We start from the raw sequence: 26705 nt of genomic DNA, 5'->3' as shown, positions 1-26705 counted from the left end.
CCGCCGCGAGCGTTCTGTCGGATGCCCCGCGACGGGTGCGGACCACCGCGCCCGCTCGCACTGTTGTCTGGGTGGCCCGGAAGCACCGGGCACCCGGGCGCGAGGAGGCCGGGATGATTCGGACAGGCGACGTACACGAAGGCATGAGGGTGCGGACGGCGACAGGCGTCGTCCTCGGGCACGTGACGGGCATTGGTGACACGCACTTCGAGCTGGAGCCGGGGCTCGTGCCCATGCCCCGGCGCGACTACCTGGTGGAGTTCTCCGACGTGGACTTCATCAGCGGCCACGACGTCTACCTCGTCGACGCGGACCATCCGCTCCTCACGCTGGAGGTGGATGACGACGGCGGCGCGCTCCCACCTCGCCATGCGAGTGGCCTGGAGCGTGAGCCGGTGAACGTCGAAACAGAGCCCGAGCCCGCACGGGACTGAGTGACGCAAGGCGTTGCGCACCGCTGTCCGCCCCCTCGCGAGGAGCGCCTCATCGGGCCTCGGGGGCGGGGTAAGCATCTGGAATCACTCAGGTTGGATAGCCCTGGAATGTCAGACGGTCAGGCTAAACGAGACCGCTTCGACGGGCCTTCCAGGTGGGTCATGCAACGGCTTTCAACATCATGCGTCACGCTCATGCTCTTCGCTTTCGTGTTCTCCTGCAGCGCGGGTCCGCGCGCGGAGGACGACGGGCCGGGCGCGGTGGGGCAGGGGCTGGCCCTGGCCACACCGCGCAAATTCCTCCCCTTCGTCCCGCTGGCGGACGGGCGCGTGCTGGCCGCGGGCGGGCACGACGGCCATCGCACGCTGGCCAGCTGCGAGGTGTTCGAGCCGGAGACGGGCCAGTGGCGTGAGACGGGTGCCCTGCGCACGCGGCGGCGCAACCACGCGGCGGTGCGGCTGCGTGACGGGCGGGTGCTGGTGGTGGGCGGGACGAACGGCGTGGCCATGGGCGCGCTGGCGGACGCGGAGGTGTATTCGCCCGGCAGCGGGACGTGGACGGAGGTGCGCTCCATGGCCGTGGCGCGCAACGACCCGGCGGCGGTGCTGCTGCCAGATGGGCGCGTGCTGGTGGCGGGGGGCACGGACGTGGACCTGCGACCGCTGCGCTCGGCGGAGCTGTTCGACCCGGAGACGGAGACGTGGAGCGCCGCGTCGCCTCCTGGCTTCGCGCGGGGCGGTGCCCAGACGGCGGTGGTGCTGGCGGATGGCTCGGTGCTCTTCGTGAGCGGCCTCCAGGCGGAGCGCTATGACCCGGTGACGGGCCTCTGGGAGAAGGCGGGGCCCGTGGGGGGCGCGGCGGGAACGCACCGGCTGGCGCACTCGGTGACGTTGCTGCCGGACGGGCGGGTGCTGGTGGTGGGCGGGACGACGGCGCGCGCGGCGTCCACGGCGGAGGTGTACTCGCCCCAGGCGGGGACGTGGACGCTGGTGGGGGCGCCCCAGGTGCCTCGCGAGCACCACGCCACGGTGGTGCTGCCGGATGGCGCGGTGCTGATGATGGGTGGCGAGCACTACACGACAGGCGCGCTCGCGTCCGTGGAGCGCTTCGATTTGAAGACGGAGACGTGGTCCTCCGCGCCCGCGCTGGATGCGCCTCGCGAGAAGCTGGGCGCGCTGGCGCTGGGCGACGGTGCGGTGCTGGTCATGGGCGGGGGCAACGAGGCCATGGGCATGCTGCTCGAGTCCGAGCGCTACCTGCCGGACACCTGCGGCGCGGCGGCATGCCCGGCGCCCGAGCCGTCCAGCGTCGCGGGCGTGGCCGGTCTCCCGACCCCCGGGCACGCTGAGTGAGGCGCGTCCGTGACGCGGGCGCCAGCCAGTGCTGGTGTTCGACGTCCGGGCACGCTGAGTGAGGCGCGTTCGTGACGCGGGCGCCGGCCAGCGCTGGTGCTCGACATCCGGGCACGCTGAGTGAGGCGCGTTCGTGACGCGTGCCCCGGAGCTTGCTACCGCCGTCGCGGCGGCTGGTCTCCCGCTGTCCGTTCATACCGGGCGAGCACACGGCGCCCGTGACTCGTGCCGTGGCGCCGGGTGAGATTGCGGGCATGAACCCGAGGATGGCGTCGCTGGTGGTGAGCACGTGGCTCATGGCGTGTGGTGGCACGGAGGCCCCGCAGCTCTCCTATGCCGGCTGGGCGGAGCGGACGGCCGAAGCCGCCTGCGCGCACGCGGAGCTGTGTGGAGGTTTGACGGTGCCCCGCGAGCAGTGCGAGGCGGACCTCATCTCCGCCTACGCGGAGGTGGAGCCGGAGCTGGCGCGCGGCGACACCGGCGCGAAAGCAGGGTGCGTGCAGTGCATGCGCATCCGCACCGAGGAGCTCGATGCGGCCACCGCGAGCGGCTGCCAGCAAGCCCCGGATGAAGCCCGGCTGCTCGCGGTGTGCGGCGTGGACAACGCCGCCTGTGCGGGCGTGCCCTGACACACCCGAGTTGAGGGCTGGTCCCCGCGTTCCGGAGTCCCGGACCTCGCGGGGCCTGTGAGCATGTGGGACTGCGAAGACCGCGCGCGCCGCGCTGTCGTGCGTGACAGACTGCGCGGCCATGCGCACCCGGACCCTGCTGCTTGCCCCGCTGTTGCTCTCCACCTCCTGCGCCACCGTCTCTCCGACAGCGCAGGCACCGGACGCCGTCGAGAAGACGGCGGCGAAGGCTCCCTCGCCCGAGCGGCCCTTCGGCACCCTGCGTGAGCAGGCGCAGCGCCAGCAGGCGTGGCTGGCCGAGCGCATCGAGAAGGCCCTGCCCCAGCTCATGCGGAAGTACGGCGTGGACATGTGGGTCATCCCCATGCGCGAGTACAACGAGGACCCCGTCTTCAAGGCGCTCGTCTCGCCCACGACGTTCGCTGCCCGCCGCCGGACCATCTACGTGTTCTTCGACCGCGGTCCCGAGCAGGGCGTGGAGCGGCTCGCGCTGGGCGGAGGCCCGCAGGGAGGCATCTACACGCCGCGGCGCGCGCAGCGGCAGGTGGACGGCGGCGGCGTGAACCGGCAGGCGGAGCTGTGGGGCCCCGAGCAGTGGCAGGTGCTGAAGCAGGTGCTGGAGGAGCGCCAGCCGAAGCGCATCGCCATCAACGTGTCGCGCACCTTCGCCTTCGCGGACGGCCTCAGCCACGGCGAGTACGAGGGCATGGCGGAGGCGCTCGGCCCGGACTGGGTGAAGCGCTTCACGTCCGTGGACGGGCTGGCGGTGGACTTCATCGCCTGGCGCAGCGCGGACGAGGCCCGCTTCTACGAGGAGCAGACGAAGCTCGCGTGGAACATCATCGAGACGGCCTTCTCCAACCAGGTCATCACCCCGGGCGTCACCACCACCCGTGACGTGGAGTGGTGGATGCGCCAGCGCCTGGCGGACCTGGGCCTGGCGACGTGGTTCCAGCCGTCGGTGGACGTGCAGCGCCAGGGCGTCACCGAGCAGGAGCTCGGCGACAACCCGGTCATCCAGCGCGGCGACGTGCTCCACTGCGACTACGGCGTCACCGCGCTGGGGCTCAACACCGACACCCAGCACATGGGCTACGTGCTGCGCGAGGGCGAGACGGACGTGCCCGCGGGCCTGAAGGCCGCGCTGAAGGCGTCCAACCGGCTGCAGGACATCGTGTTCGAGGAGCTGCGCCCGGGGCGCACGGGCAACGACATCCTCCGCGCTTCGCTGGAGCGGATGCGCGCCGAGGGCATCAACGGCACCGTGTACTCGCACCCCATTGGCCTGCACGGCCACGGCGCCGGTCCCATGGTGGGCCTGTGGGACCGGCAGGAAGGCGTGCCCGGCAATGGCGACCACCAGGTGATTGCGAACCAGTGGTACTCCATCGAGCTCCAGGCCACGTCCGCGGTGCCGGAGTGGAACGGCCAGCAGGTGCGCTCGGCGCAGGAAGAGGACGTCACCATCGACGCCGAGGGCCGCGTGCACTGGGCCTGGAAGCGTCAGACGGACTTCCACCTGGTGCGCTGAGCACGGGGCGAGTGAGGCGTGGCGAGCGGCACCAGGACGGCGCCGCTCGCGGCCCTACTGTGGGCGCACCACGTCGTCGCCCAGCAAGGCCCACGGGCTCCCGTCTTCGTCGAGCAGGAATCCATACAACGGTTCGTACCCGATGAGCTGTTTGGGCTCCCAACCCGTTGCACGGAGCCTGGTGATGTAGCTCCTGGCGAAGATGTAGCCATTCACACTACGCTCGTCCCAGGCCAGCCAGGGTTCGATGTCGGGGCCGACGACGAGATAGAGTGAAGCGTACGTGTTGATATCGGGCAGGAATACGGCGTCTTCGGGCGGGGCCCAGCTGGTTTGCGATGTGCCCAGTGCCGCGGACGAGAAACGGATGACATCGGGGATTCCGATGATGGGGCCATTCCCAGTGTCAATCCAGGCGCCGCTCTCGGCCCAGGCCATGATCACGCGATGGTCAGGCTGAATCGCAAGAGCGATGTCGTTCACGGATGAGTATTCCCTGACGGGGATGGATGCGCCCACGGGAACCCAGCTTCCGTTCTCGAACGTCCTGACGTGGAGGTAGCTGGAGGGCGGTCCGAGCTCGACGGCTTTCTCTTCCCAGCTCACGACCACTCGCGTGTCATCAGCGGCGATGGCCACTTGCCACGCAGGAGTTCGCGGCGCCGGGTTTTCACTGAGGGGTTCACCGAGCCGCTGCCACTCCGTACCTGTCCAGCGGATGACGCGAACCTCGGTTTCGTACGTGTCGATACTCCGCCCCACGGCGATGACAGGCCTGCCCTGCGGCGCCAACGTCATCTTGACCCAGTCGTACTTGGACGGCGTGTCGTCTGGGACCGGAAGGTGTTCCCAGCCGTTCCCGGTGAAGTTTGCGACATGGCTCTGCTCCAGCCCGGTTACGGCATCCCTCTCGCGCCATTCAGCGACAATCGCGTCGTCCCTCGCTGCCACCTGGAACGCAATGATGTTCGCAGAGCCCTCATTCGCCGCCCGAAAGGGGGGGAGCCGTTGCCATGCATGGCCGTCCCACCGTGCGATGGTCGGCTTGTGGGCATTCGTCATGTAATCGTAGTCGAAGTAGCCGACGACGGGCGTCGTCCCGGCGACGCCATTTGCAAGCACGAGGGATGCTGGCAGGGGGTCGACGTGCTCCGGGAGCAAGGGCGCCGTGACGCTGACAAAAGGCCAATAGTTGGCGGAGTGCCTGAGCACGAAGTCCGGAAGACTCGGGTCGAGTGAGTTGCCGGCCAGGTCGGTCAGGCTCCGCTGGAGGAGCGTCGCAGCCAGCGAGACGGGAGGCTGGAGTGGCGATGTCGGCACCAATTCGAGAACCATTCCATCGTCACTGAGGACCGCCTGATGTGCGACCGGAATTGGGCGGCTGTTGAAGAAGTCTTGCAGTTCGGTCGGTTCGGACTGAAGGGAGTCCGGCCGCAGTGGCTCCGAGAAGACGAACGCCATCGGTGACGCCACGGACGGATACTTGTGGCTGGGACGCGCGGCGACGATGGTGGGCGGTGTGCGGTCCACCGTGACGGCCACGGCTTCGGCGTCGAAGCTCCGGTCGCCGGCCACGGCTCGCGCGGTGAACGCGAAGCGGCCCTCGGCATGCGTGGCGCAGTCGACGACGTGCTGGAACGGGGCCTCCAGCCGCGTGGGGGCCTCACCGTTCGTGAGGAGCTCCACGCGCTCCGGCGTGTCGCCTTCGACGGAGACAGTGAGCGTCCACAGTCCTTCCCGGCAGAACGCAGGGCCTTCCGTCCGCACCGTGACGCGCAGCGCGGGAGGTGGTTCCTCCTCATGGGGCGGTGGGGGCATCGGCTCGGGCTTCTGGCTGTCGCAAGCGGCAGTGCCCAGTGACGCAAGGAGCAGCGGGAGAGCCCAGCGGGCCCGGGGGCTTCGGGAGTTCATGAGAGGCCTTTCGGGGGACACGCCAACCCGGGTTCGAGTCTACGCCCCAGCGACCACGCCGGGCCGGTGGCTGCCTCCGCGCGAAGGGACCTTCGGAAATAGCCGTGCCTGACCGCGCCGCCGCGCTTCGCCGGGCGTGCTGACCGTGATGGCAGACGCTCTTGTGCCCGGCCTCTTCCGGCGCGATGTCTTCCATGACCCGGGAGCGGCGCAAGTCCGCTCTGACCCGGTCGAAGCGCACCATGGACCGGGCCTCCCTCACGAAGCCCACTTCAGGCGGGGTGCCGCGGAGGCAGGACGCCTCCACCGCACCCGCCTCACACCGTGCTCAGGGGGGCGTCGTCCCCGTCATGGACTGGAGCAGCGTCACCAGCGCGCGCTTCTCCTCGTTCGACAGGTTCAGGGGCACCATGGTCACCGTCTTCTTGCCCACGAAGGTGCCGGGCGCGCCGCCGCCCTCGTTGTAGAAGTCGATGACCTCTTCCAGGGTGGCCTGCTCGCCGGTGTGCATGTACGGCGCCGTCAGCGTCAGGTTGCGCAGCGACGGCGTGCGGAACGCACCCTCCAGCGTCTCCCGGTCCGCCTGGGCCCGCAGCGTCTGCAGCCGGGCCGCGATGGTGCCGGTGGGCGCGTCGCTGTGGAGGCTGGCCGCGTTGAACTCCCAGTCCAGCAGCGGCTCCAGCACGCTCCACTGGCCGCCCGCGCCCGGGCTGTCGTCCTCCACGCCGATGTTGTGGAACAGGTCGTCGGTGAGCGCCGGGCCCTTGTGGCAGACGATGCACTGGCCCTTGCGCAGGAACGTCTTCAGGCCCAGGTACGCCGGGTCCGCCTCCGCCTGACCCGCCTCCGCCGCCGCGATGAAGCGCCGCACGTCCGTGTCGAAGGGCGCGTCGATGCGCACCAGCGTCCGCTGGTAGGCGGCCATCACCTTGCCCACGTTGGCCAGCAGCGCGGAGTCCGTCTCGTCCGCGGGCGTCTTGCCGAAGAGGGCCTGGTACTCGGTGGCGTAGGTGCTCTCGGCCAGGAGCCGGGCGCGCACCACCTGGGCATCCGCGTTCATCTCCACCGGGTTGAGCAGCGGGAGGATGGCCTGGCTCCAGAGCCGGTCCGCCCGGCCGTCCCACATGAACCAGCGGTTGTAGGCCACGTTCAGCAGGGTGGGCGGGTTGCGCTCGGACAGGTGTCCGTCACAACCCTCCGCCTTGGCGGTGCTCACCGTCAGGCCCTCGCCGCCATGGCAGCTCGCGCAGGACACCGTCCCGCAGCGTGACAGGCCGGTGTCGTGGAACAGCAGGTCGCCGAGCGCCTCCGCCCGCGCCACGCCGTCCACCCGGTTGGTGCTGTCCTTCGGCGGCGTGCGCCCCAGGCTGTGCAGGCTGCGGAGCTGGTCCAGCTCGTCGAGGTTGGGGAAGGCTTCTTCGGATTCACACGCCATGCCCGACGCGCCCAGGGCCAGGGCGAGCGTCACGGCGCGCAAGCGGTACAAATTCATCACCCAACTCGTCTTTCTGCGAAGGACCCGGGGAGCTTCGCGTCCTCTGCGACGCGAATCAATCCACAAGGCACGCTTGCCCGACGGACGAGTTCGTGCTGATGCCAGGAAGCCGCCACGCCTGCCCCAGGGGGCCAGACGGGCGGCGTCCGGTACGGACTTCAGGACTTCAGGCGCCGCAGCTCAGGGAGAAGTCGCGCGTGGCGGTGCCGTAGTCGCCCACCTTCACCGCGGACGGCTCCGGGGTGATGGTCGGCGTGGCGCCCGTCTCGCACTTCAGGCCGCTGTCCACCGCGAGCCCGACCTGGAGGTCGGTGTTGCTGGGCACGCCCGACACCGTGAAGGAGCAGCGGCCCCCATGGCTGGACTTCACCATGGCCCGGCCGAGGCCGTTGGTGGGCGCGTCCGGCGAAGCCACGATGACCTGCAGCTGCCCGCACGCGCCGTCGGCGTTCAGCCCGCTCTCCGGCAGGCGGATGACGCCGGCGATGGTGGCGTTGCCCTCGCGGCCACCGCCACCCGTGGTGGCGCAACCGGAAGCGGCAAGGACCAGGGCGGCTACGGCAATGCGATACATGAATTCCTCAATTCTTGATGGTTGAGATGGCGGTCAGGTCGCCGTGCAGGCGGACTACGATGCGCGCCCAAGACAATTGCGATGGAAATTCATTCCAACCAGTCCTCAACTTCTTGTGACGGCCGGGATTTGAACAATTCCCCTGAATTTCCGGGCGGTTCGGAACGCCGGGTGATGGCGGGTAAACACACTCAGTGATGTCCCATCAGGTGAAATCATTGATGGAATCAAACACAGACGCTTGACGCATTCGACCGCCGGGTTCGTCCCAAGGACGGACACATTCGTCCCGATTCCGGGCGCGTCTGGACTTGATGTCACGGGCCGATTCCCGCGGGAGCGTCCGGCCATGCCGCCGTCACGTTCACTGCTGTCAGCGCCCGTGCGCGCCCCCACGGTGAAGGGGCACGCAGAGGAGACGACACCATGTCGATACAGAAGCAGGAGCGCACGTCCTCGTGGACGGGGCAGGGCGTGGGGACGGACCGCCAATCGTTTCTGGACGCAATATCCGCCCAGATTCCGGACTACGAGGCGGACAAGGCGGCCGAGGCGGTGCTGTGCGCGCTGTCCGAGCGCCTGTCCGCCTCGTGGGTGGCGCACCTGCGCGAGGAGCTTCCACCGGACGTGCGCGAGCTGTTGCGCGTCTGTCACCGTCACCGGGGCGAGGCGCCCGCGAAGCTGGACCGCGATGACTTCTACCTGATGGTGGCCAACCACCTGAACGCCGAGCCGGAGAACGTGCGGCTGGTGCTGCACGGGGTGTTCTCCGCGCTGCACGCGCAGCTCACCGAGGCGGAGGCGACGAAGCTGGAGCAGCAGCTGCCCGCCTGGCTCCAGGGGACGTGGGCCGCCGCGCGCATGCACGTGGACCGTCCGTACTGAAGCTCTGTCACCGGGCGTCCGGGCACGAGGCTTCCGGACGCCGGTGCGCCACCCCCACGTCAATAGGTGCCACCGAGCGACAGCACCGCCGCGTAGCGGCCGTCCAGCGCACCCGGGCCACGTCCGCCAGGCGCGAAATCCTGGTCGAACAGGAAGTTGTAGTTCACCCGGGCGTCGGCGGTGATGAGGTTGCCCACCTGGTAGCGCAGGCCCAGGCCGGCCGGGACGTAGCCGCTGGTGTCATCCGCGAAGCCGCGCGCGGCGGCGCGGGCGTCGTTGCGGATGTTGTAGTGGTCCAGGCCGATGCCTGTGAGCACGTAGGGCTGCAGCCGCGTGTCGGTGAAGTTGCCCACCACCAGCGCCTGGCCGGCGTTGCGCACGAGGTCCGGCCCGCCCCCGCCGTCGTCGACCAGGCCCATGCGGTCGTCGATGTCGCTCAGGCCTCCGTTGTAGCCGAGCTCGACGGCGAAGAAGGGGTGGGGCCGGTAGCCCAGCGAGGCGCCATAGGAGAAGCCAGGGGTGACCTCCGGGGCGAGCTGGCCGGTGTAGCCCTCCAGGCCGCCGCCGAGCTGGGCGTAGATGCCGGTGTCGGCCCGCCGCTTGCCCCGGTCCTCCTCGCGGCGCTCCACGGTCCTCGCGGACCGCATGTCCGGTTCTTCATAGGGCCGGCTGTCCATCTGGGCCAGCGCCGCACCGCCCCAGAGCGTCACCATGCACAGCGCGCCACGTCCGAGTGCCTTCATGACGGACTCCTTTGTTCGCGTCCGCAAGGCAACGTGACCTGCGTGGATGGGCCTGGCAATCAGGCCCGCACGGGCCTGGGGGCACCTGGTGCGGCTGCCCTTCCCACCTCTCAGGGCAGGCTGGAGAGGACCTCCAGCGCCCGCCGTGCCTGCACCAGGCCATGGCCGTAGCCTTCGTCGTAGCCGGCGGGGCCCAGGTCCTTCGCGGAGGACAGCAGGGCGTGCTTCACCTCGTCGGGCGTGGCGGAAGGCCGGGCGCTGAAGAGCAGCGCGGCCACGCCGCTGACGAAGGGCGTGGCCATGGAGGTGCCGGACATATAGCTGTAGTCGGCCGGCTCCAGGCTGACGCGCGCCAGCGAACCCAGCCGCCGGTGGAGCACGGTGCCTCCCGCCTGGGTGATGGTGACGGCGGGCACCCACTGCCCGCGCCTCGGGATGGCGAGGATGTCCACGCCGCCTTCCGGGCTCGAGTTGCCGAAGATGACCGCGCGCGCGCCCTGCTTCATCACGTTGACCATGGCCACGTCGGTGGGGACCTGGCCATGCCGCACGTAGGCGACGAAGCCGCTGCACGTGGCGCCCTCGCACGAGTCCAGGGAGGCGCCGTCGCCGCAGTCCACCAGCTTGCCCCAGCGGTTCTCGATGGGGGTGTGCAGCAGTGAGCGTGAAATCGGCTGCGTGCCCTCCACGTCCACGGTGGAGAAGGCGCCCTGTCCCCGCAGGAAGGTGGACAGCACGTCCACCCCCGGGGCCATCAGCGCCAGGGTGTGTCCACCCGAGGAGAAGGCGGCGCGCCGGTCCTCGGGGTCCACGGCGCCCACCGCCAGCACATTCGGGTCCGACGCGGGGTAGTCCACCACCTGCACCCCGCCGTTGCCCGACGCGGCCACCACCAGAATGCCCTGGGCATGCGCGGCCTCGAAGACCTCGAGCGTCGTCTTGGAGGCGATGCCGCCGCCCAGGGACAGGGAGATGACCTTGGCGCCCTGCTCGGCGCAGTACTCCACGGCCTCCAGGACGAAGCTCATGTGCGTGCGGCCGTGGATGTCCAGCACGCGCGCGATGACCAGCTCCGCGCCCGGAGCCACGCCCATCAGCCCTGCGGGCTCCAGGTGCGGCGAGCCCCGCCCGCCATGGCCCGGCCGCGCCGCGATGATGCCCGCCACGTGCGTGCCATGGCCGGTGCCCCAGCCATGGCCGCTGCTGAAGTCGGACGGGGTGTCGTCGTCCTCCAGGAAGTCGCGGCCGGCGACCACCGCGCCGAGCAGCTCCGGGTGCTCCAGGTCCAGGCCGCTGTCGATGACGCACACCCGCACGCCCGCGCCCGTGGGGCGGCCAGGGTCCGGCAGGCCGTCTCCATCCAGGTCCCACACCTCGTGCGCCTGGACCTTGCGCAGCCCGGCGGTGTGCTCGCGTGGGGCGGTACCGCTCGCCATGGCCTTGAGGACGTGCATCGCGGGCGCCGTGGTGGGGGCCAGGGCGTGCCACTCCTGGTCCGGCTCGATGCTCTCCACCGTCGGGTCCTCCGCCAGCAGCGCGCGTTGCTCCTGGAGGGACATCCGCGCCGCCACCGCCGGGACGGAGCGGAAGGTGGCCGTCACCTGGCCTCCCACCTGCTCCACGCGGCCGAGGGCCCGCACCGCCTGGTCCCGGTAGCGGATGATGACCCGCTCCCTGCCGTCGTCCGCCTGGAGGGGCGCCTCGACCTGCCGTGTGCTCACAGGCTCCGACAGGGCACCCGCGATGATGTTGGGGCACACCTGGCTCTGGGCGTCTTTGTCGGAGGCGTCATCCGGCCCACACGCAGCGAGTGCCAACAGCCCCATGAGTCCCCATCGCTTCATGAGCCGCTCCTTCGCGAACGGCACCCAGTGGAGGTACCGGGCGCGTACACCCAGGGAGCGCACTTCATGAAAGCGTGGCAACGGACCGGGGGGCGCCCCCCCGCCTGAGGTATTCCGGTTCACACCCCGTGTGTTGGCCGGTGGAACCGCGCCCGAGAGCAGCGTTGCCTTCACCCGCGCACCCGGCGTTCCCCTTTCTCCTCGACACCCACCCTGTCCGACGGGTGTGGGGCGGGCGCACTGCCGGACGTCGGGCCGACCGGTGGGGTCGGGCCGTGACTGCCAGTGCTCACGGCGCATCCGGTCGGACGGCGGCTCCCGTGGTGGGGGAGTTTCCGTTCGGGGCCTCGGTGGCGCCTGTGGGAAGGAAGTCGACCGCTGCTTGATTCCGTCGGCTTCCGGGTGCTTCGCTGCCGCAAGACGCCATGAGTACCGACCCTACAGAGTCCACTCGCTTTCTCGGGCGCTACGAGCTCGTCCACCCCCTGGGACAGGGGGGGATGGGGGAGGTGTTCCTGGCGAAGATCAGCGGCGCGGCCGGCTTCGAGAAGCCGTGCATCGTGAAGACGATTCTGCCGGCGCTCCTCAAGGACCGGCAGTTCCTCGACCGCTTCCACCACGAAGCGAAGGTGCTGGTGCACCTCGTGCATTCGTCGATTGCCCAGGTGTACGACATGGGCGAGGCGGACGGCACGTACTTCATGGCGCTGGAGTACGTGGCGGGCGTGGACCTGGCCTACCTGCTGGAGCAGGCGCGCGCGCAGGGCGTGGCGGTGCCGGTGCCGGTGGCGCTGTACATCGGCCAGCGCATCGCCGAGGGCCTGGGCTACGCGCACCGCAAGACGGGGCCGGACGGCTCGCCGCTGGGCATCGTCCACCGCGACGTGTCGCCCCACAACGTCATGGTGTCCTACGAGGGCGAGGTGAAGGTCATCGACTTCGGCCTCGCCAAGTCCGCGGCGCGCAGCAAGTACACGCTGCCGTCCACGGTGATGGGGAAGCTCGGGTACATGTCGCCCGAGCAGGTGCGCGCCGAGCCCCTGGACCACCGCAGCGACATCTACTCCTGTGGTGTCGTGGTGTGGGAGATGCTGGCGGGCCGCTCCCTGATTCCCCACGGGACGGTGGGGGAGATGATGGCGGCCATGTCGCAACCGGTGGTGCCCTCGCTGCAGGAGCTCCGGCCGGACGTGGACGCCTCGCTGGACGCCGTGGTGCGCCGCGCCCTGGAGGCGCGCCCGGACGGACGCTACACGCGCTCCGACGAGCTGGCGCGCGCGCTCAACACGGAGCTGGTGCGCTCGGGCGCGGAGGTGGGCGCCGAGGAGGTGGGCCACTTCGTGCGAGGGCTGTGCCCCGAGGCGTTCGACGCGCAGCGCAAGCTCATCTCGAAGGTGTCCTCCGCTTCCAATCACCGCCGCACCCCCACGCCGCAGGGGTACGGCACGGGGCCGCAGTCGGCGGTCGGCTTCGAGCCCACGCTGATGCGTAGTCCAGGCGCGCAGCCACGTCTCCTCTCCGGCGGCGTGGCCCGGCCGGGCGCCGTCTATGCGGACGAATCAGAAGACCTGGGCACCGGTGCCACCACGGTGCGGCCGCCCTCGGGTCCCGTGCCCGCCGCGAGCGTGGGGCCCCGCGCGGAGCCGCTCGCGCCGTCGCGTCCGGAGGCCGCCTCCCTGGAGGCGCTGTCCTCCCGGAAGCGGCCCGTGGGGCTCTATGCCGCCATCGCCGTGCTGCTCGTGATTGCCACCGCCGCCACCACCGCCCTGTTCGTCCAGTCGTCCGGGCCCGCGGCGCCCGTCGCCAGTGCTTCCGGGAAGGACGCGCCCGCGGCGGGTTCGGAAGTGGCGGCGCAGCCGCGAGCGGAGGGGGCTCCGGCAGCGGCCGGAGCGGTGGCGCAGTCGCGGGGCGATGGGCCCACGCCGGGTGCCGAGCCGGGCGCGCAGCCGCGGAGCGACGAGCCCACGCCGGGTGCCGGGCGGGTGGCGCAGCAGCAGGGCGCGACAGTGGCGCCGGTTGCCGGAGCGCTCGCGAGCGACGCCGGCGCGGCCGGGGGCGCGGAGGCGCCAGGCGAGGCTGCCGCCGCTGCATCCAAGGACGCGTCCGCGGATGAGAAGGCGGAGCCGGAGCGGCCGCGGAGCCCGCCCCGGCCGCAGACGGCGAAGGCGCCCGTGAAGAAGGCGCCTGTCCGTGCCGAGCCGGCGGTGGCCTATGCCTCGCCCGCCAGGGTGCTCCTCATCAAGAAGGCCAACGGCAGGCCCTATGTCGACCGGTCCGTGGCGCGGGCCTTCCCGGTGGGCACGGAGATGGATGTGCTGGGGCCGCTGAAGAACGGCAAGCGCGAGGTGCTGGGCCGGGCCCGGGTGATGCGCCCGGCGCGTGGTGGGCTGCGGCCCCTGCGGGCGTTCCTCGAGTTCGACGACCGCGCGCTCGCGGCTTCGGGAGACCTCTTCGTGGCGGCCCCCGAGGGGGAGTCGTCCTCCGCGGAGACCGCGGCCGCCGAGGAGACGGAGGACGTCGTCGCCGAGCCCGCGAAGGCGGAGGCCGATGCCGGCGTGGCGGTGGCGGTGGCGCCGCCCGCGAAGCGCACCCTGCGCGGCCACGCGAGCGAGCAGGGTGGGGTGGGCGGCCTGCTGGACCCCGGCGTGGAGGTCCAGAACAACGAGTCGTTCGACTGGACCGACTGCTACGTCGTCAAGGACATCCGGAAGGTGGCCTGGCTGGGCGTGGTGAAGGCCGGTGACCGGAAGACGGCCAGCCGCTTCCGGCACAACGCCAACTTCGACGTGGGCTCCGGCTACCTGGGCGTCCTCTGCAAGGAGGGCGAGCTGCGGGTGAAGGTGCGCTGACGCGAGGACGGGCCCCAGCGGGCGCTCACGGCTTCAGCCGCGCGCCCGCGACGGGGCAGTCCGCCACCAGCTTCTGGACGTCCGGGTCCCCGCCGCGTGCGTTGCGCACGGCGCGGTCCAGCGAGGTGCGGCACTGCCAGGTCACCTCGCGCGTGCCGTGGCAGCAGTGCCAGCCGGTCAGCGTCCGTCCCAGGTACTGGAGCATCTCCGCGCGGGTGGGCGTGACGAGCAGCCACACCGCGCCCGCGAGCACCGCCAGCCAGGGCAGCTGGAGCGCCACGCCCTTGAGGCGGGGGCCCAGGCCGGACGGCACCGGCGTCGCGTGGAGGCCGAGCAGCAGGTCCAGCGGCCTGCGCAGCAGCACGACGTTCAGCAGCAGGTCCAGCGGGGTGGTGACGCCCCGGGCGAGCCCGGGAAGGAGCCCGGGCGTGCGCTCCGCGCGCACCAGCTTCACGCCGGCCACCTGTCTCCAGAACGTCCGGCCCGTCACCCCGCCCACGGCGGAGGTGAGGAGCCAGGCCAGGAGCATGGCCAGGAGCATCGATACGGGCGTGCGCTCCTGCTCCAGGGCGCGCAGCGCGGCCCAGCCCACGAGGACCGAGGTCCCCAGGTCCAGTACATCCGCCACCCACAGGTGCCACTGGTACCGCGACTCCGTGGTCACCTGGTCCGTCGAGAACAACGACCCGTCGCTCATCCACCCTCTTTTCGGCGCGCGGAGCATAGACCGGACGGGTGGACGTGCGCCTCATGGCTCCGCCGGGTTCGACCGGGGGACACCCAGGGTGTCGCATTCCCGCAGTGGCGCGGTGGAGCGGTGGCTCGCATCTTCACCCATGCGCGACGGGTCGGAGACCTCCGCCACCATCGGGGTCTCCTCGCCGAGCGCGCAATGGCCATGGCCGTGAGGGAGCCGGGAGTGCGGTTCCCGGCGCCACAGGTGGTGGCGGACGCGGCGGCAGCGGCGGGGGGAAGTCGGGGGGCTGTACAGGGGGAGGAGGCCGGTCCCCCGCCGCTGTCGCCAAGACCGTTCACTGAACGTTCCGCCTCGGATGAAGTCGGGGCGAGTGGCCTCCGGGCCATTTCTGCCGGACACTGCGAGCGATATGCGCACTCCGGGGCAACGGGCCCGCGCTTCCTGGCGGGGGTTCATCGGGTGGTTCTTCGTCGCGGGACTCGTCCTGGCGATGCCGGGCATGGCCCTGGACCCCCAGCGGCGCGTCTCGCAGTACAGCCAGGACGTGTGGCGCAGCGACGACGGGCTCCCGCAGAACAGCCTGCTGTCCATGGCCCAGACGCGCGACGGCTACCTCTGGCTGGGGACGTGGGAGGGGCTCGCGCGCTTCGACGGCGCGCGCTTCACCGTCTTCGACAAGCGCAACACGCCGGAGCTGCGCAACCACACCATCAAGGCGCTCGTGGAGGACGCGTCAGGCACGCTGTGGGTGGGCACGGACCAGGGGCTGGTGGCCTACCGCCAGGGCCGCTTCGAGCGAGCGCCGGGCGCCGCCGCGCCGCTGGACGCCGCGCGCGTGGAGACGCTGGTCGCCGCCGAGGGCGTGCTCTGGGTGGGCACGTCCGCGGGGCTCTGGCAGGTGCCGCAGGGCGAGGGCGTGGCACGGCAGTACACCCTGGCGGACGGACTGCCCGCCTCGCACGTCACGGCGCTGGCGCCCGGAGAGGGCTCCCGGCTCTGGGTGGGGACGCGAGAAGGCCTGGCTCGCCTGGTGGATGGGCGCGTGACGCCGGCGCCCTTCCCCTTTCCCGGTCCGGAGTCCCGGCCCTACGTGACGGCCCTGCGCCGCGACGCGACGGGCGTGCTGTGGGTGGGGACGCAGGAAGGGCTCTACGCATGGAATGGCGTGGTGGCCCGGCGCTTCGCGCCCGACGACGGCCTGCCGTCCACCGCCGTCAGCGCGCTGTATGCGGACGGCGATGGCAACCTCTGGGTGGGCACCCCGCGCGGCGACCTCACGCGGCACAACACGAAGGGCTTCAGCGAGCCGGTGCCCGGCACGCGGTGGATGGCGGAGTCGGCCGTGCTGTCGATGCTGGAGGACCGGGACGGCCACCTCTGGGTGGGGACGTATTCGGGCCTGCTGCGCCTGCGCGACGGCCCCTTCGCCACCTACGGGATTCCCGAGGGCCTGGCCGATGAGACGGTCAGCGCGGTGCTGGAGGACCGGCGCGGCACGCTGTGGCTGGGCACCACCAGCGGCCTGTTCCGCCGCGAGGGCGGCGCCTTCGTCCACATGGGCGCGGCGCATGGCCTCCCGGAGAGCGTCATCCCCGCGCTGCACGAGTCGCCCGATGGAACGCTGTGGGTGGGCACGCTCACGGGGGCCTACCGGTATGACGGGCAGCGCTTCACGCGGGTGTCGCGCGCGCAGGGGCTGCCGCACGACGTGGTGACCGCCATCCTGGTGGACTCGCGCGGCGACACGTGGCTGGGCACGCAGGCCGGGCTGGCGCGGCTGCGCGATGGCAACGTGACGGTCTACGGGCCGAAGCAGGGCTTCACCCACCCCGTCATCGTCATGGTGGAGGACGTGCGGGGCCGCGTGTGGTTCGGCTCGGAGACGGGGCTGGCGCGCTGGGACAGCGAGCAGAAGCGCTTCCAGCGGTTCACGCAAGCGGACGGGCTGCCGGGAGACCTGGTGCTGGCGCTGCATGCGGACCCGGATGGCACGGTGTGGGTGGGCACGGAGACGGGGCTGGGCCGGTGGCGCGAGGGGACGTGGGTGCGCTTCACGGTCGCGCAGGGCCTGTACGACGACGCGGTGTTCAGCCTGGTGTCGGACGGGGACGGCTCGCTGTGGATGAGCAGCAACAAGGGCGTGTCGCGGGTATCGCGGCGTGATTTGGAGGACGTGGCGAACGGCGTGCGTCCGCGCCTGACGACGCTGGACTTCGACACCCGCGACGGCATGCGCAGCGCGGAGTGCAACGGCAACACGCAGCCCTCGGCGTGGCGGGGGCAGGACGGGCGGCTGTGGTTCACCAACCTGCGGGGCGCCATCGTGGTGGACCCGGTGCGGGTGCGCGCGAGCCGGCAGCCGCCCGAGGTGCGGATTGAAGAGGTGCGCGTCCAGGGCGAGCTCGTGCCGGTGGAGGGCCCGGTGGAACTGGAGCCCGGGGCGTCCCGGCTGGAGATTCGCTTCACGGCCTTCACGCCGGTGGACGCGGCGCGGCTGCCCTTCCGGTACCGGCTGGTGGGCCATGACGACACCTGGGTGCACGCGGAGGCGCGGCGGGCCCTGTACACCGGGCTGCGGCCGGGCAGCTACCGCTTCGAGGTCCAGGCGAAGGGCCGCGACGTCGGCTGGACGGAGCCGGTGTCGCTGGACGTCGTACTGGAGCCGAAGCTGTGGCAGCGCACGGGCTTCTGGCTGCTGTGCGTGCTGGGCGTGGGCATGCTGGGCGTCAGCGTGTACCTGCTGCGCGTGGGGCAGTTGAAGGACCGCGAGCGATGGCTGGCGGAGCGCGTGCAGGACCGCACGCAGGCGCTGGCGCGGGCCAACGCGGAGCTGGAGGCGAACATGCGCACGCTCCGGCAGGCGCAGGCGCAGCTCGTCCAGACGGGGCGGCTGGCGGCGGTGGGCCAGCTCGCGGCGGGCGTGGGACACGAAATCAACAATCCGCTGGCCTACATCGTGTCCAACCTGGAGCACGCGAGCGAGGAGTCGGACGCGCTGGCGCGAGAGCTGGGAGGCACGCGGGACGTGGGGGCCCGGCTGAAGGACGTGAGCCAGGCGCTGCGCGAGGCGTTGCTGGGCGCGGAGCGGGTGCGGCGCATCGTGCAGGACCTGAAGATGTTCTCCCGGCCGGATGACGAGCAGCAGGGGCCGGTGGAGCTGCACGCGGTGCTCGACTCGGCGGTGAAGATTGCGATGGGCGAGCTGCGCCCGCGCGCGAAGCTGGTGCGGGACTACGGCGACGTGCCACGCGTGCAGGGCAACGAGGCGCGGCTGGCGCAGGTGTTCCTCAACCTGCTCATCAACGCGGCGCAGGCGCTGCCCGAGGGACAGGCGGAGGCGAACGAGGTGCGGCTCGTCACGCGCACCAGCCCGGATGGCCGGGTGGTGGCGGAGGTGCGCGACACGGGCAGCGGGATTGCGCCGGAGCTGCTCGGTCGCATCTTCGACCCCTTCTACACGACGAAGCCCGTGGGCGTGGGGACGGGCCTGGGGCTGTCGCTGTGTCACGCGTATCTGTCGGCCATGGGCGGCACCATCGCCGTGGAGAGCGAGGCCGGGAAGGGCTCGGTGTTTCGCGTGTCGCTGCGGGCCGCGTCGCCAGGGGCCGGGGCGCTGCCGGACGGCGCGGGGCTCCCGGCGAATGGAGGGACGGAGGCGGGCCCGGGCGCGCTGGCGATGGAGCCTGTCGCTCCGGCGAAATGGCAGCACGAAGCCTCGGGCAAGCTGGCGGATGCTGCGTCGCGAGGTGATGTTGCCGACGGAGCGGTGGGGACAGGCGCTGCCGCGACGTCGCGTGGTGATGCCATCGGCGAGGTCGAGGGGCCGACGAACGCGGCGCCGTGGCGAGACGAGGTCATCAGCACGACGGCTGCTGCCTCCAGGCCCGCGCAGGCCGACGACACGCGAAGGCCTGGAGCCAGCGCGGCGCCAGCGGCCGTCGCCCCAGCGCACGGGGCAGGCGCTGGCTTGCCATCCGAAGCAGCGGCAGCAGGACGTCGGGCGACGGAGGCCACGGCTCCGGAACGGAGCCGCGGAGGACCGATGGATGCTCGAGCCTCCACCCTCGAATCGACGGGGCCGGCGGCTCCGGACGCCCGGGACGCGGCCGCGTCCGTGCACTCCGAGCGGGAGTCTTCGTCCGGCGTGGAGGCGGAGCTCCCCGGCGCCGAGCGCCCCCCACGAGGCCATCCTTCCGTCGAGGTCCACTCCACCGTGATGTCCGCTCCCAGCCCGCGGAGCACCGGGGCGAAGGCGCAAGCGGGCCTGGGCAGCGGAGCGCCTCCTTTCGCGCCCGGCGCTCGCGCCGAGCCTGCCTCGCCCTCCGGTGCAGCGGCACCGTCGCAGGACCCCGGCTTGGATTCCGCGCGCCCGGCGCGAGGACGGGTGCTGGTGGTGGACGATGACGCGCTGGTGAGTGGCGCCATCCGTCGCACCTTGTCGCGCGAGAACGACGTGGAGGTGCTGGTGAGCGCGCGTCAGGCCCTGGAGAAGCTGACGGGGCCCGAGGCGCACTACGATGTGGTGCTCTGCGACCTGATGATGCCGGAGATGACCGGCATGGACCTGTACGACGCGCTCTCGGAGGTGTCACCACGAGCCGCGGAGCGCATCGTCTTCATCACGGGCGGGGCCTTCACCTCCACCGCGCGGCTGTTCCTGGAGCGCGTGGGCAATCCGCGCGTGGAGAAGCCCTTCGACCCGGAGGCCCTGCGCCAGCTCGTTCGGGCCGAGGTGGCGCGTGCCCGCCGTGAGGCCTCGGGCCGCGCGGCATGACCTGCCGCTCCGGCCCGTGCGCAGTGTTCCCTCAGCGCCTCCGCGTCAGAGGTCCAGCACCAGCCGCTTGGAGCGGGCGCGGGAGACGCAGACGAGCATGCGCTGGTCTCCCGCGGGCTCCGTCTGGAAGAAGGTGTCGCGGTGGTCCGGCTGCCCATCGCAGACGCGCGTGACGCAGGTGCCGCAGGTGCCGGCCTCGCAGTCGCTGGGGACGCGGACCCCGTTGCGGCGCAGCACGTTGAGCACGGACTGACCGGCGGGCACTTGCAGCACCTGCCCGGTGCTGCGGATGGCCACCTCGAAGTCCTGCTCCTCCCGGCCCGTGACGGCGCTGGTTCCCGCGGCGGTGAAGGACTCGAAGTGCACCTTCTCCCAGGGCCAGCGGTGCAGGGTGGCGGCGTCGCGCACGGCCTTCATCAGGCTCGCGGGGCCACAGCAATACAGCCGGGCTCCGGGCAGCCGTGTGGCCAGGAGCGCCTTCACGTCCAGTCCCTTGGAGGGGTCGCCTCCGTCGAAGGAGAAGCGCACGCGCTCCGCGAACGGCGCCTGGGAGAGCAGCTCCCGGTAGGCGGCGCGCCCGGGCTCTCGGGCGCAGTAGTACAGCGTGTAGTTCGCGCCAGTCCGCTCCAGCGTGCGTGCCATGGCCAGCAGGGGCGTGATGCCGATGCCACCGGCCACCAGCACGTAGCTTCGCGCGAACAGGAGCGGGAAGTTGTTGCGAGGCGCGCGGACCTCCAGTTCGTCACCTTCGTGGACGCGCTCGTGCATCGCCGCTGAGCCGCCGCGGCCCTTGGCGTCACGGGCGACGGTGATGACGTAGCGATGTGTCTCCGCCGGGTCGTTGCAGAGCGAATACTCCCGCCGGAAGTCGCCCGGTCCCGGGACGCGGACTTCCAGATGGGCTCCGGCCTCGAAGGCGGGCAGTGCGCCTCCCTCCGCGGCGACCAGCTCGTACGACAGGATGTCTTCGGCCTCGCGCGCGATGCGAGCGACCCGGACACGCAAGATGTCATCCACCATGAAGCTCCCCTTCCCCAGTCCCATCAACGACGTACCCCCATCCATCCAGGGTACGGTGGCTCGGACATTGGGCCGCGGAACGCCCCCGGGTGATTGCCCGGGAGTCTCGCGGGGCGTTGCCTTCGCATCGGTGCCGTGCACCGCCAGCGCGCCTGGCGGACCTGCTTTGTCCCCGTTCCCCCGGTGAGAGGCGCCCGGCCACCTGCTGGGCTGCCGGGCCGCCGAGCCGTCTCCGGGGTGCCCCCGCATCCGGGCCGCACCATCCCCACCATCCAGGACATGCCGCGCTGCGCCAGGGACGGGCGCTCGGAGGAATCCATGCGGCCAACGAGCTCAGGGAGGTGAACCCATGGATGCCATTGCACTGCTGAAGGCGGACCACAAGACGGTAGAGCAGCTGTTCCGGAAGTTCGAGAAGGCGGGCCCCAACGCGCACAAGTTGAAGCGCCGGTTGGTGGACCAGATGGTCACGGCGTTGTCCGTCCACGCCATCATCGAGGAGCAGGTCTTCTATCCCGCGGTGCGCGCGCGCTCGGAGGAGCTGGGGCCGGACGTGCTGCGCTCGCTGGAGGAGCACCACGTGGTGAAGTGGGTGCTGGCGGAGCTGGACGGCATGTCGCCCGAGGCGGAGCGCTTCGACGCGAAGGTGCAGGTCCTGATGGAGAACGTGCGCGCCCACGTGCTGCAGGAGGAGAACGAGCTGTTCCCCGCGCTGAAGAAGGTCTTCCGTCCGCAGGAGTTGCGGACGATGGGGGACGTGCTGGAGATGTCGAGGAAGGCGGCGCCCACGCGGCCGCACCCGACGGCTCCGGACACGCCGCCGGCCAACCTGGTGGCGGGAGCGGTGTCGGCGGTGATGGACATGGGGCGGGATGCGCTACGCGCCGCGCGGCGCAAGGCCACCACCAAGGTGCGCTCCGTCGCCGGCCAGGGACCGCGCCAGGTGGTGCGCGAGCTCACCGGCGTCGAAGTCGCCACTCCGTGACATCAAGGAACGCCGCGGGTGCGGCTCGGAGAAAGTGAATGTCCGGGGGCGGCAGCCGTTCCATGGGGTAAGGACGCTGCAGTTCGACCCCCGCACCGGCTTACGCCCGAGGAGGCACCATGTTCCGAGCCCGACCTGTTCGACCCTTGCTGCTCACCGCGATGTTGCTCACGGGCCTGACGGCCTTCGCGCAGACCCAGCCCGCCGCCACGCCTCGCACGCAGGTCCCCGCGGGCGTGCGGACGATTCGCGTGGAGGGCACTGGCGAGGTGAAGGCGCAACCCGACGAGGCCTTCATCGACGTGGCGGTGGAGACGCTGGCGCCCAACGTGAAGGCGGCGGGTGAGCAGAACGCGAAGCGGATGGAGAAGGTGATTTCCGCGCTGACGTCCGCGGGCATCGCCCGGCGTGACATCCAGACGCGCAACTACTCGGTGTACCCGGACTACGCGCCGCCGGTGCCGAACCAGACGGAGCCGAAGCTGCGGGGCTACCGGGTGAGCAACCTGGTCAGCGTCCACGTGAAGGACCTGTCGCGGGTGGGGAACCTGCTGGACAAGGCGCTGGAGGCCGGGGCGAACCGGGTGGACTCGGTGCGCTTCGGGTTGAGCCGCCAGGAGGCGGTGCAGGGCGAGGCGCTGCGGCAGGCCGTGGCGCGGGCGCGCAAGTCGGCGGACGTGCTGGCCGCGTCGCTGAACGTGAAGCTGGGCGCGGTGCTCGATGCGAGCACGGTGACCGAGCCCCCGCAGCTCTATCCGGCGCGGTTCGCCATGGCGGAAGTGGCCGACGCCCGCGGGATGGCCACGCCCATCCAGCCCGAGGAGCAGACCGTGCAGGCGAAGGTGACGCTCGTCTACGTCATCGAGTAGCCCCACAACATCGAAGTCATGCTGGGGGCTCCATCGCCGTGGTGCAGGCATGGGCCCCCAGTGCGTTTGTCTGGCGCTGTCGGCCGAGCGCGATGCGGGCCTGATGCGTGGGGCGCGTCGAGTCGTTGGTCGGCGTGCCCTCCGCTTCCGGGAAGGGCGCAGCGCATCGTCATTCCGGCGGTGCCGGGTCCCATCCGCTCTTGGAGGGCCTTGCGCGGAGAGAAGGACGCCGAGCGGCAGGGCACGCCCTTGCTTGCCGTGCCGCTCTCGGGCCTCGCGACTCGCAGCTTCCTGGGTTCTCGCCCACCAGGGCCATCCGCATGTTGAGGAGGAGGCAGCAGGCGCCGGGCGAGGGCCCGGTGCATGGATGACTTCCACACGCGGGGGGCACGCGACGATGACGGCGAGGCGCGGCTGGAAGCTGGTGGGCCTCGGGCTGTTCGCGATGTGGCTCGGGTGCGGCCTGCGGAGCGAAGACCGGGGCCCTCCGTCCGCGAGTGAGCGAGAAGGCCGTTCGGACATCCTGCGAGGAATCATGTCCTCGCGCGAGCGCGCGCCTGGCGCCGGAGGGGGGAGCGGAGCCGGCGGTGGCGCTGCGACCGTTTCTTCCGCGCCGCTGGGAGAAGGACAGGGGGGCTCGGGACGGCCCGAGCCCTCGGGCTTGCTGAGTGGCCACGTCGCATGGGTCGGGGACAACGAGCTCCTCGTCCGCGATGCCAAGGGCGTGGAGCATGACGTTGGCGTGGACGACCAGACCCAGCTCTACATGAAGGGCGAGCCCGTGAGCGGGCTGCGAGAGTTCCACGAGGGCGACGAGGTCCGTGTCACGTACGGTGAGGGGCCTGGTGGGCAGGTGGCTCACCGCGTGGATGGGACGCCAGGGGCTGGGGCCAGCCCCCCGCTCGAGGAGCTGGAACCCGGCCCACGCGAGAGCGGCGTGAGCCCGGATGCCGCGTCCTCCGATGCGCTTCGTTGAGCCTGTCGATACCTGATGCCGGCCGCGCGAGCCTCGCGGCAGTGAAGCCGAGGCCGTGAGCCTGCTGCGGCGGGCCCCTGCTCGGTTCGGTCAGAAGGCGCTCCCGTCCGCGCGAAGGCCGGGAGAGGCGTTGAGCCCTGGGGAGAGCAGGTGGTGATACGTGAAGGCCGCACTGGGCGTGGCATCCGGCGACCGGTTGTACGAGATGTTGTCGAGGGTGGGCCCATAGAGCATCACGTCCGCGAAGTCCCCACTGGGAGCGACGAGACTGACGACGTCTCCATCGTTGTTGAGCCCCAGGCTCCCAGATGACGCCGCCACGGTGTTGGGCGTTCCGGCGGGAAATCCCCTGGGTCCTCCGAAGACGACGAAGACGCGACCGGGGGCGAGCGTCGTGCCGGGGGCGAACACATGCCGGACGGAGGCCTCGTCCATCAGGCTCCAGCCGGACAGGTCCACCGTGGAGGTCCCCGCGTTGTACACCTCGACGAACTCGAGCTGGGTGTCCGGCAGCGTTTGTCCAGGAGGCACAGGCTCGTTGGGCAGGACCTCGTTGATGATGACGCGCGGCAAGGGCGTGGGGGCTGGGTCGCCGCCCGGGCCGTCGCTCCCGAGGTCGTAACGGCTGAGGACGGGGTAATGGTCGCTGACGATGTCGCCGTAGCCGTCAATCCACGCGTCCGGGCGGAGGACCTCGACGGAGCCGGGCAGGTAGTTCGCGGCCATCTCGTTGGAGACGAGCGTGTGGTCGATGACGTCGCGGTACTCGACGGTGGTGCGTTCACCCGACAGGGACAGGGGCTCGGTGATGAAGGTGTACCGCTGGGTGTCGGCCACGAACGGGGCGAAGGGGCTGGGCAGGTATTCGCCGTCGTCTCCCCGGGTGATGGATTCATCGACATCGTCGTTCCAGTCGCCGATGACGAGCACCCGCTCGGTGGGAAGGACCGTGTCGAGGTACTGCTTGAGCGCCGCGCTCGAACGCTGGCGCTGCCCGTAGGACGTCGTGTCCGAGAACGCCTTCATGTGAAGGACGATGACGACGAGCTGCGTGTCCACGCCCTGGATGGACGTGGTGAAGTCCACGCGCAGAGGCGGCCGGCCACCGAAGTCCGCCGCGTTCGCGGTGAGGATGAGCTGCGCGCCCTGAAGGGTGAGGGTGCTGTCGTAGAGGATGCCGGGCTTCTGCTCTCCGTTGCTGTAGTAGTCCGCGCCATTGGGGACGAACGTCACGTCGTTGGCGAGAAAGCCGTCGAAGCCGGGGAGTTGGGCCTTGAGGGTGGCGAAGTCCTGGGCGTCCACCATCTCCACGAGCCCCCACACGTTGGCGCCGGCGTCACGGATGATGTCTCCCGCGTGAGTAATCTGCAGGTCGTCCGGTGTGCCGCCCTCGGAGGTGGAGTCCGGCGGGCCCTGGTTGGGCGCGCCAAACCACTCGAGGTTCCAGTGGCCCACGGTGAACGACGTGCCCGCCGTGCGCACGTCGAGGGTCAGCGAGCGCGTGGCCTGCTTGCCCGTCGCATCCGTCACGGAGACGGTGAAGCTCGCGGTCTCCGTGGCTGTCTCCGTGGCCGTTCCGGTGATGTCGCCCGACGTCGAAAGCGAGAGCCCCGAGGGCAAAGCCCCTGAGGTGATGTGCCAGGAGAGCGGCGCCTTGCCTCCCGTCGCATGCAACTGCGTCGTGTAGGGCACGTTCCTTCGAGCATCCGGGAGGGACTCGGTCGTGACCGCGGGGAGCTCGTAGATGGTGAGCGCGAAGGCCCGAGCGCTCGTGCGGCCATTCGCATCGGTGACCACGACCTGTCCCTGGGTGGTACCGGCGGAGGAGGGGGTGCCCGAGAGCCGCCCCATGCTGGAGAGCTGCAGCCAGGAGGGCAGGGGGCTCGACGGGGCGAACGTGTATGGCGGCTTCCCGTCGACGGCGGAGAAGGCCGCACTGAAGGACTGGGAGACATATCCATCGAGCGCTGCCGCCGGCCCTGACACGGATGGAGGCCGGTAAACGGCGAGGCTGAGTGTCCGCGTGGCCGTGCGAGCGTCGGCGTCGGTGACCCGGAGGGTCGAGGAGAAGGTGCCGGTGAGGGAGGCGGTGCCTTCGAGAGTGCCGGTGCTGGTGAGCCGGATGCCGGCAGGCAGCGTGCCCGTGGCGAGCGACCACGCGTACGGAGGACGCCCGTCCACGGCGGATAGGACCTGGCGGTAGGCGGTGTCGGTATAGGCATCCGGTAGGGCATTGGGCGTGATGGTGATGCCGCTCTGCACGGTGAGGCGGAACGTGACGGACGCCGCGCGACCATTGGCGTCCTGAACCGCGACGGTGAAGGAGGCCGCCTCGGAGGTGCTGGGTGTGCCGCGGATGAAGTGGGCTTCCAGCATGAGCCCGACGGGCAATGCACCCGAGGTGATGCGATAGGTCAGCGGCGGGCGTCCGCCGGTGGCGCGAAGCTCCGCGGAGTAGGGAGTCCCCACGGTGGCCGGGGCGAGCGTGTCGCTCGACAGGAAGGGCGCCACGAAGGCGGAGAGCGACACGGTGCGCTCGGCGGATGTGCCGACGGCGTCCTGGACGCGGAGGGTGATGGAGAACGTGCCGGAGGTCGCGGGAGCGCCGGTGATGTGTCCCTGCGTATCGAGGCGCACGCCCGTGGGCAGGTCGCCGTCCGCGATGGTCCACGTGTACGGCGAAACGCCGCCTGACGCATGGAGCTGCGACACGTATTCCTCGCCAAGGTATGCGTCCGGGAGCGAGGCCACGGAGATTTGGAGCGGCGCGCTGCGCACCTCCAGGCCGAGCGTCGCGCGCGCGGTGTGACCGCGTGAATCACGGACCTCGGCTTCGAACGAAGCGGTGCCTGCTGACGCGGGCGTCCCGGTGATTTCTCCCAAGGTGGAGAGAGAGAGCCCGGTGGGGAGAGCCCCCTGGACGACGCGCCAGGAATACGGCGGCGAGCCACCTGCGACGGAGAGCGTGCTGCGATAGGGCTGCTCGACCGACGCGGCTGGCAGCTCCGTGGTGGTGATGGCCAGCCCTGTGTCCGTGCTCTCCGTTCCGGGGGACGTGGAGTCAGCACACGCCGTCAGCAGCAGTGCGAGCAAGAGGGGCAGGGCATGAAGCGCGCGCATGAAGACTCCGGCCCGT

Annotated in this window: 18 protein-coding genes; 10 read left to right on the top strand and 8 right to left on the bottom strand. The window is 71.0% G+C overall.

From position 1 onward, the window contains the following. The first annotated feature begins 113 nt into the window (after positions 1-113). From VZL07_RS12970 to VZL07_RS12955, 4 genes are all read left to right on the top strand, one after another. Positions 114-434: a DUF2171 domain-containing protein gene (locus VZL07_RS12970; RefSeq protein WP_426755827.1), complete on the top strand. Its 321-nt coding sequence runs from the start codon at positions 114-116 to the stop codon at positions 432-434. A 195-nt stretch (positions 435-629) separates the two neighbouring features. Then, positions 630-1787, top strand: a complete 1158-nt coding sequence (locus tag VZL07_RS12965) for a Kelch repeat-containing protein (protein ID WP_426755826.1) — start codon at positions 630-632, stop codon at positions 1785-1787. 254 nt (positions 1788-2041) lie between these two features. Next, positions 2042-2416 (top strand): hypothetical protein, encoded by a 375-nt coding sequence (locus VZL07_RS12960; RefSeq protein WP_426755825.1) that lies wholly within the window; start codon positions 2042-2044, stop codon positions 2414-2416. 121 nt (positions 2417-2537) lie between these two features. After that, positions 2538-3947 (top strand): M24 family metallopeptidase, encoded by a 1410-nt coding sequence (locus VZL07_RS12955; protein WP_426755824.1) that lies wholly within the window; start codon positions 2538-2540, stop codon positions 3945-3947. 54 nt (positions 3948-4001) lie between these two features. Here the strand turns inward: VZL07_RS12955 and VZL07_RS12950 are convergent, their stop codons facing one another. From VZL07_RS12950 to VZL07_RS12940, 3 genes are all read right to left on the bottom strand, one after another. Beyond that, the gene (locus VZL07_RS12950) at positions 4002-5765 is read right to left on the bottom strand and encodes an Ig-like domain-containing protein (RefSeq protein ID WP_426755823.1); all 1764 of its coding nucleotides are present in this window, start codon (positions 5763-5765) and stop codon (positions 4002-4004) included. Positions 5766-6186: 421 nt separating this feature from the next. After that, complete coding sequence (locus tag VZL07_RS12945) at positions 6187-7350, bottom strand: cytochrome-c peroxidase (RefSeq protein WP_426755822.1); 1164 nt, start codon at positions 7348-7350, stop codon at positions 6187-6189. Between the two features lie 169 nt (positions 7351-7519). Next, entirely contained in the window at positions 7520-7927 is a 408-nt protein-coding gene (locus VZL07_RS12940) for a hypothetical protein (RefSeq protein ID WP_426755821.1), read from the bottom strand. A gap of 426 nt (positions 7928-8353) precedes the next feature. Here VZL07_RS12940 and VZL07_RS12935 point away from each other — a divergent pair, with 426 nt between their 5' ends. After that, positions 8354-8812 carry a DUF2267 domain-containing protein gene (locus VZL07_RS12935; RefSeq protein WP_426755820.1) on the top strand — a complete coding sequence of 153 codons (459 nt, stop codon included), beginning with the start codon at positions 8354-8356 and terminating at the stop codon, positions 8810-8812. 59 nt (positions 8813-8871) lie between these two features. Here VZL07_RS12935 and VZL07_RS12930 read toward each other — a convergent pair whose 3' ends face one another. Together VZL07_RS12930 and VZL07_RS12925 are read right to left on the bottom strand one after the other, a co-directional pair. Continuing rightward, entirely contained in the window at positions 8872-9555 is a 684-nt protein-coding gene (locus VZL07_RS12930) for a hypothetical protein (RefSeq protein WP_426755819.1), read from the bottom strand. Positions 9556-9665: 110 nt separating this feature from the next. Continuing rightward, entirely contained in the window at positions 9666-11399 is a 1734-nt protein-coding gene (locus VZL07_RS12925) for a S8 family serine peptidase (RefSeq protein WP_426755818.1), read from the bottom strand. A gap of 425 nt (positions 11400-11824) precedes the next feature. Here VZL07_RS12925 and VZL07_RS12920 point away from each other — a divergent pair, with 425 nt between their 5' ends. Next, positions 11825-14248 carry a serine/threonine protein kinase gene (locus tag VZL07_RS12920; protein ID WP_426755817.1) on the top strand — a complete coding sequence of 808 codons (2424 nt, stop codon included), beginning with the start codon at positions 11825-11827 and terminating at the stop codon, positions 14246-14248. A 25-nt stretch (positions 14249-14273) separates the two neighbouring features. On the opposite strand, the gene VZL07_RS12915 is transcribed toward VZL07_RS12920, so the two are convergent. Further along, positions 14274-14945, bottom strand: coding sequence for a hypothetical protein (locus VZL07_RS12915; protein WP_426755816.1), 672 nt, complete (start codon positions 14943-14945; stop codon positions 14274-14276). A 409-nt stretch (positions 14946-15354) separates the two neighbouring features. On the opposite strand from VZL07_RS12915, the gene VZL07_RS12910 reads away from it, so the two are divergent. Next, the gene (locus VZL07_RS12910; protein ID WP_426755815.1) at positions 15355-19719 is read left to right on the top strand and encodes a two-component regulator propeller domain-containing protein; all 4365 of its coding nucleotides are present in this window, start codon (positions 15355-15357) and stop codon (positions 19717-19719) included. A gap of 45 nt (positions 19720-19764) precedes the next feature. Here the strand turns inward: VZL07_RS12910 and VZL07_RS12905 are convergent, their stop codons facing one another. Then, positions 19765-20739, bottom strand: coding sequence for a PDR/VanB family oxidoreductase (locus VZL07_RS12905; RefSeq protein WP_426755814.1), 975 nt, complete (start codon positions 20737-20739; stop codon positions 19765-19767). Between the two features lie 349 nt (positions 20740-21088). Here VZL07_RS12905 and VZL07_RS12900 point away from each other — a divergent pair, with 349 nt between their 5' ends. From VZL07_RS12900 to VZL07_RS12890, 3 genes are all read left to right on the top strand, one after another. Next, entirely contained in the window at positions 21089-21724 is a 636-nt protein-coding gene (locus VZL07_RS12900; protein WP_426755813.1) for a hemerythrin domain-containing protein, read from the top strand. A gap of 119 nt (positions 21725-21843) precedes the next feature. Then, positions 21844-22593 carry an SIMPL domain-containing protein gene (locus tag VZL07_RS12895; protein WP_426755812.1) on the top strand — a complete coding sequence of 250 codons (750 nt, stop codon included), beginning with the start codon at positions 21844-21846 and terminating at the stop codon, positions 22591-22593. A gap of 742 nt (positions 22594-23335) precedes the next feature. After that, a complete protein-coding gene (locus VZL07_RS12890) occupies positions 23336-23569 on the top strand; it encodes a hypothetical protein (protein ID WP_426755811.1) in 234 nt (77 codons plus the stop codon). A 90-nt stretch (positions 23570-23659) separates the two neighbouring features. Here the strand turns inward: VZL07_RS12890 and VZL07_RS12885 are convergent, their stop codons facing one another. Next, entirely contained in the window at positions 23660-26689 is a 3030-nt protein-coding gene (locus tag VZL07_RS12885) for a putative Ig domain-containing protein (RefSeq protein WP_426755810.1), read from the bottom strand. Between the last annotated feature and the right edge of the window lie 16 nt (positions 26690-26705).

Origin of the sequence: Pseudomyxococcus flavus, from assembly GCF_050038885.1 — a bacterium.
Lineage (GTDB): Bacteria > Myxococcota > Myxococcia > Myxococcales > Myxococcaceae > Myxococcus > Myxococcus flavus.
The sequence above is the reverse complement of the archived record's forward strand: the minus strand, read 5'-3'. Positions and strand labels throughout refer to the sequence as shown.

Excerpts from the sequence above, each read along its gene's own strand:
- VZL07_RS12970 (WP_426755827.1), top strand. The coding sequence starts at position 114 with ATGATTCGGACAGGCGACGTACACGAAGGCATGAGGGTGCGGACGGCG.
- VZL07_RS12965 (WP_426755826.1), top strand. The coding sequence starts at position 630 with ATGCTCTTCGCTTTCGTGTTCTCCTGCAGCGCGGGTCCGCGCGCGGAG.
- VZL07_RS12960 (WP_426755825.1), top strand. The coding sequence starts at position 2,042 with ATGAACCCGAGGATGGCGTCGCTGGTGGTGAGCACGTGGCTCATGGCG.
- VZL07_RS12955 (WP_426755824.1), top strand. The coding sequence starts at position 2,538 with ATGCGCACCCGGACCCTGCTGCTTGCCCCGCTGTTGCTCTCCACCTCC.
- VZL07_RS12950 (WP_426755823.1), bottom strand. The coding sequence starts at position 5,765 with ATGCCCCCACCGCCCCATGAGGAGGAACCACCTCCCGCGCTGCGCGTC.
- VZL07_RS12945 (WP_426755822.1), bottom strand. The coding sequence starts at position 7,350 with ATGAATTTGTACCGCTTGCGCGCCGTGACGCTCGCCCTGGCCCTGGGC.
- VZL07_RS12940 (WP_426755821.1), bottom strand. The coding sequence starts at position 7,927 with ATGTATCGCATTGCCGTAGCCGCCCTGGTCCTTGCCGCTTCCGGTTGC.
- VZL07_RS12935 (WP_426755820.1), top strand. The coding sequence starts at position 8,354 with ATGTCGATACAGAAGCAGGAGCGCACGTCCTCGTGGACGGGGCAGGGC.
- VZL07_RS12930 (WP_426755819.1), bottom strand. The coding sequence starts at position 9,555 with ATGAAGGCACTCGGACGTGGCGCGCTGTGCATGGTGACGCTCTGGGGC.
- VZL07_RS12925 (WP_426755818.1), bottom strand. The coding sequence starts at position 11,399 with ATGAAGCGATGGGGACTCATGGGGCTGTTGGCACTCGCTGCGTGTGGG.
- VZL07_RS12920 (WP_426755817.1), top strand. The coding sequence starts at position 11,825 with ATGAGTACCGACCCTACAGAGTCCACTCGCTTTCTCGGGCGCTACGAG.
- VZL07_RS12915 (WP_426755816.1), bottom strand. The coding sequence starts at position 14,945 with ATGAGCGACGGGTCGTTGTTCTCGACGGACCAGGTGACCACGGAGTCG.
- VZL07_RS12910 (WP_426755815.1), top strand. The coding sequence starts at position 15,355 with ATGCGCACTCCGGGGCAACGGGCCCGCGCTTCCTGGCGGGGGTTCATC.
- VZL07_RS12905 (WP_426755814.1), bottom strand. The coding sequence starts at position 20,739 with ATGGTGGATGACATCTTGCGTGTCCGGGTCGCTCGCATCGCGCGCGAG.
- VZL07_RS12900 (WP_426755813.1), top strand. The coding sequence starts at position 21,089 with ATGGATGCCATTGCACTGCTGAAGGCGGACCACAAGACGGTAGAGCAG.
- VZL07_RS12895 (WP_426755812.1), top strand. The coding sequence starts at position 21,844 with ATGTTCCGAGCCCGACCTGTTCGACCCTTGCTGCTCACCGCGATGTTG.
- VZL07_RS12885 (WP_426755810.1), bottom strand. The coding sequence starts at position 26,689 with ATGCGCGCGCTTCATGCCCTGCCCCTCTTGCTCGCACTGCTGCTGACG.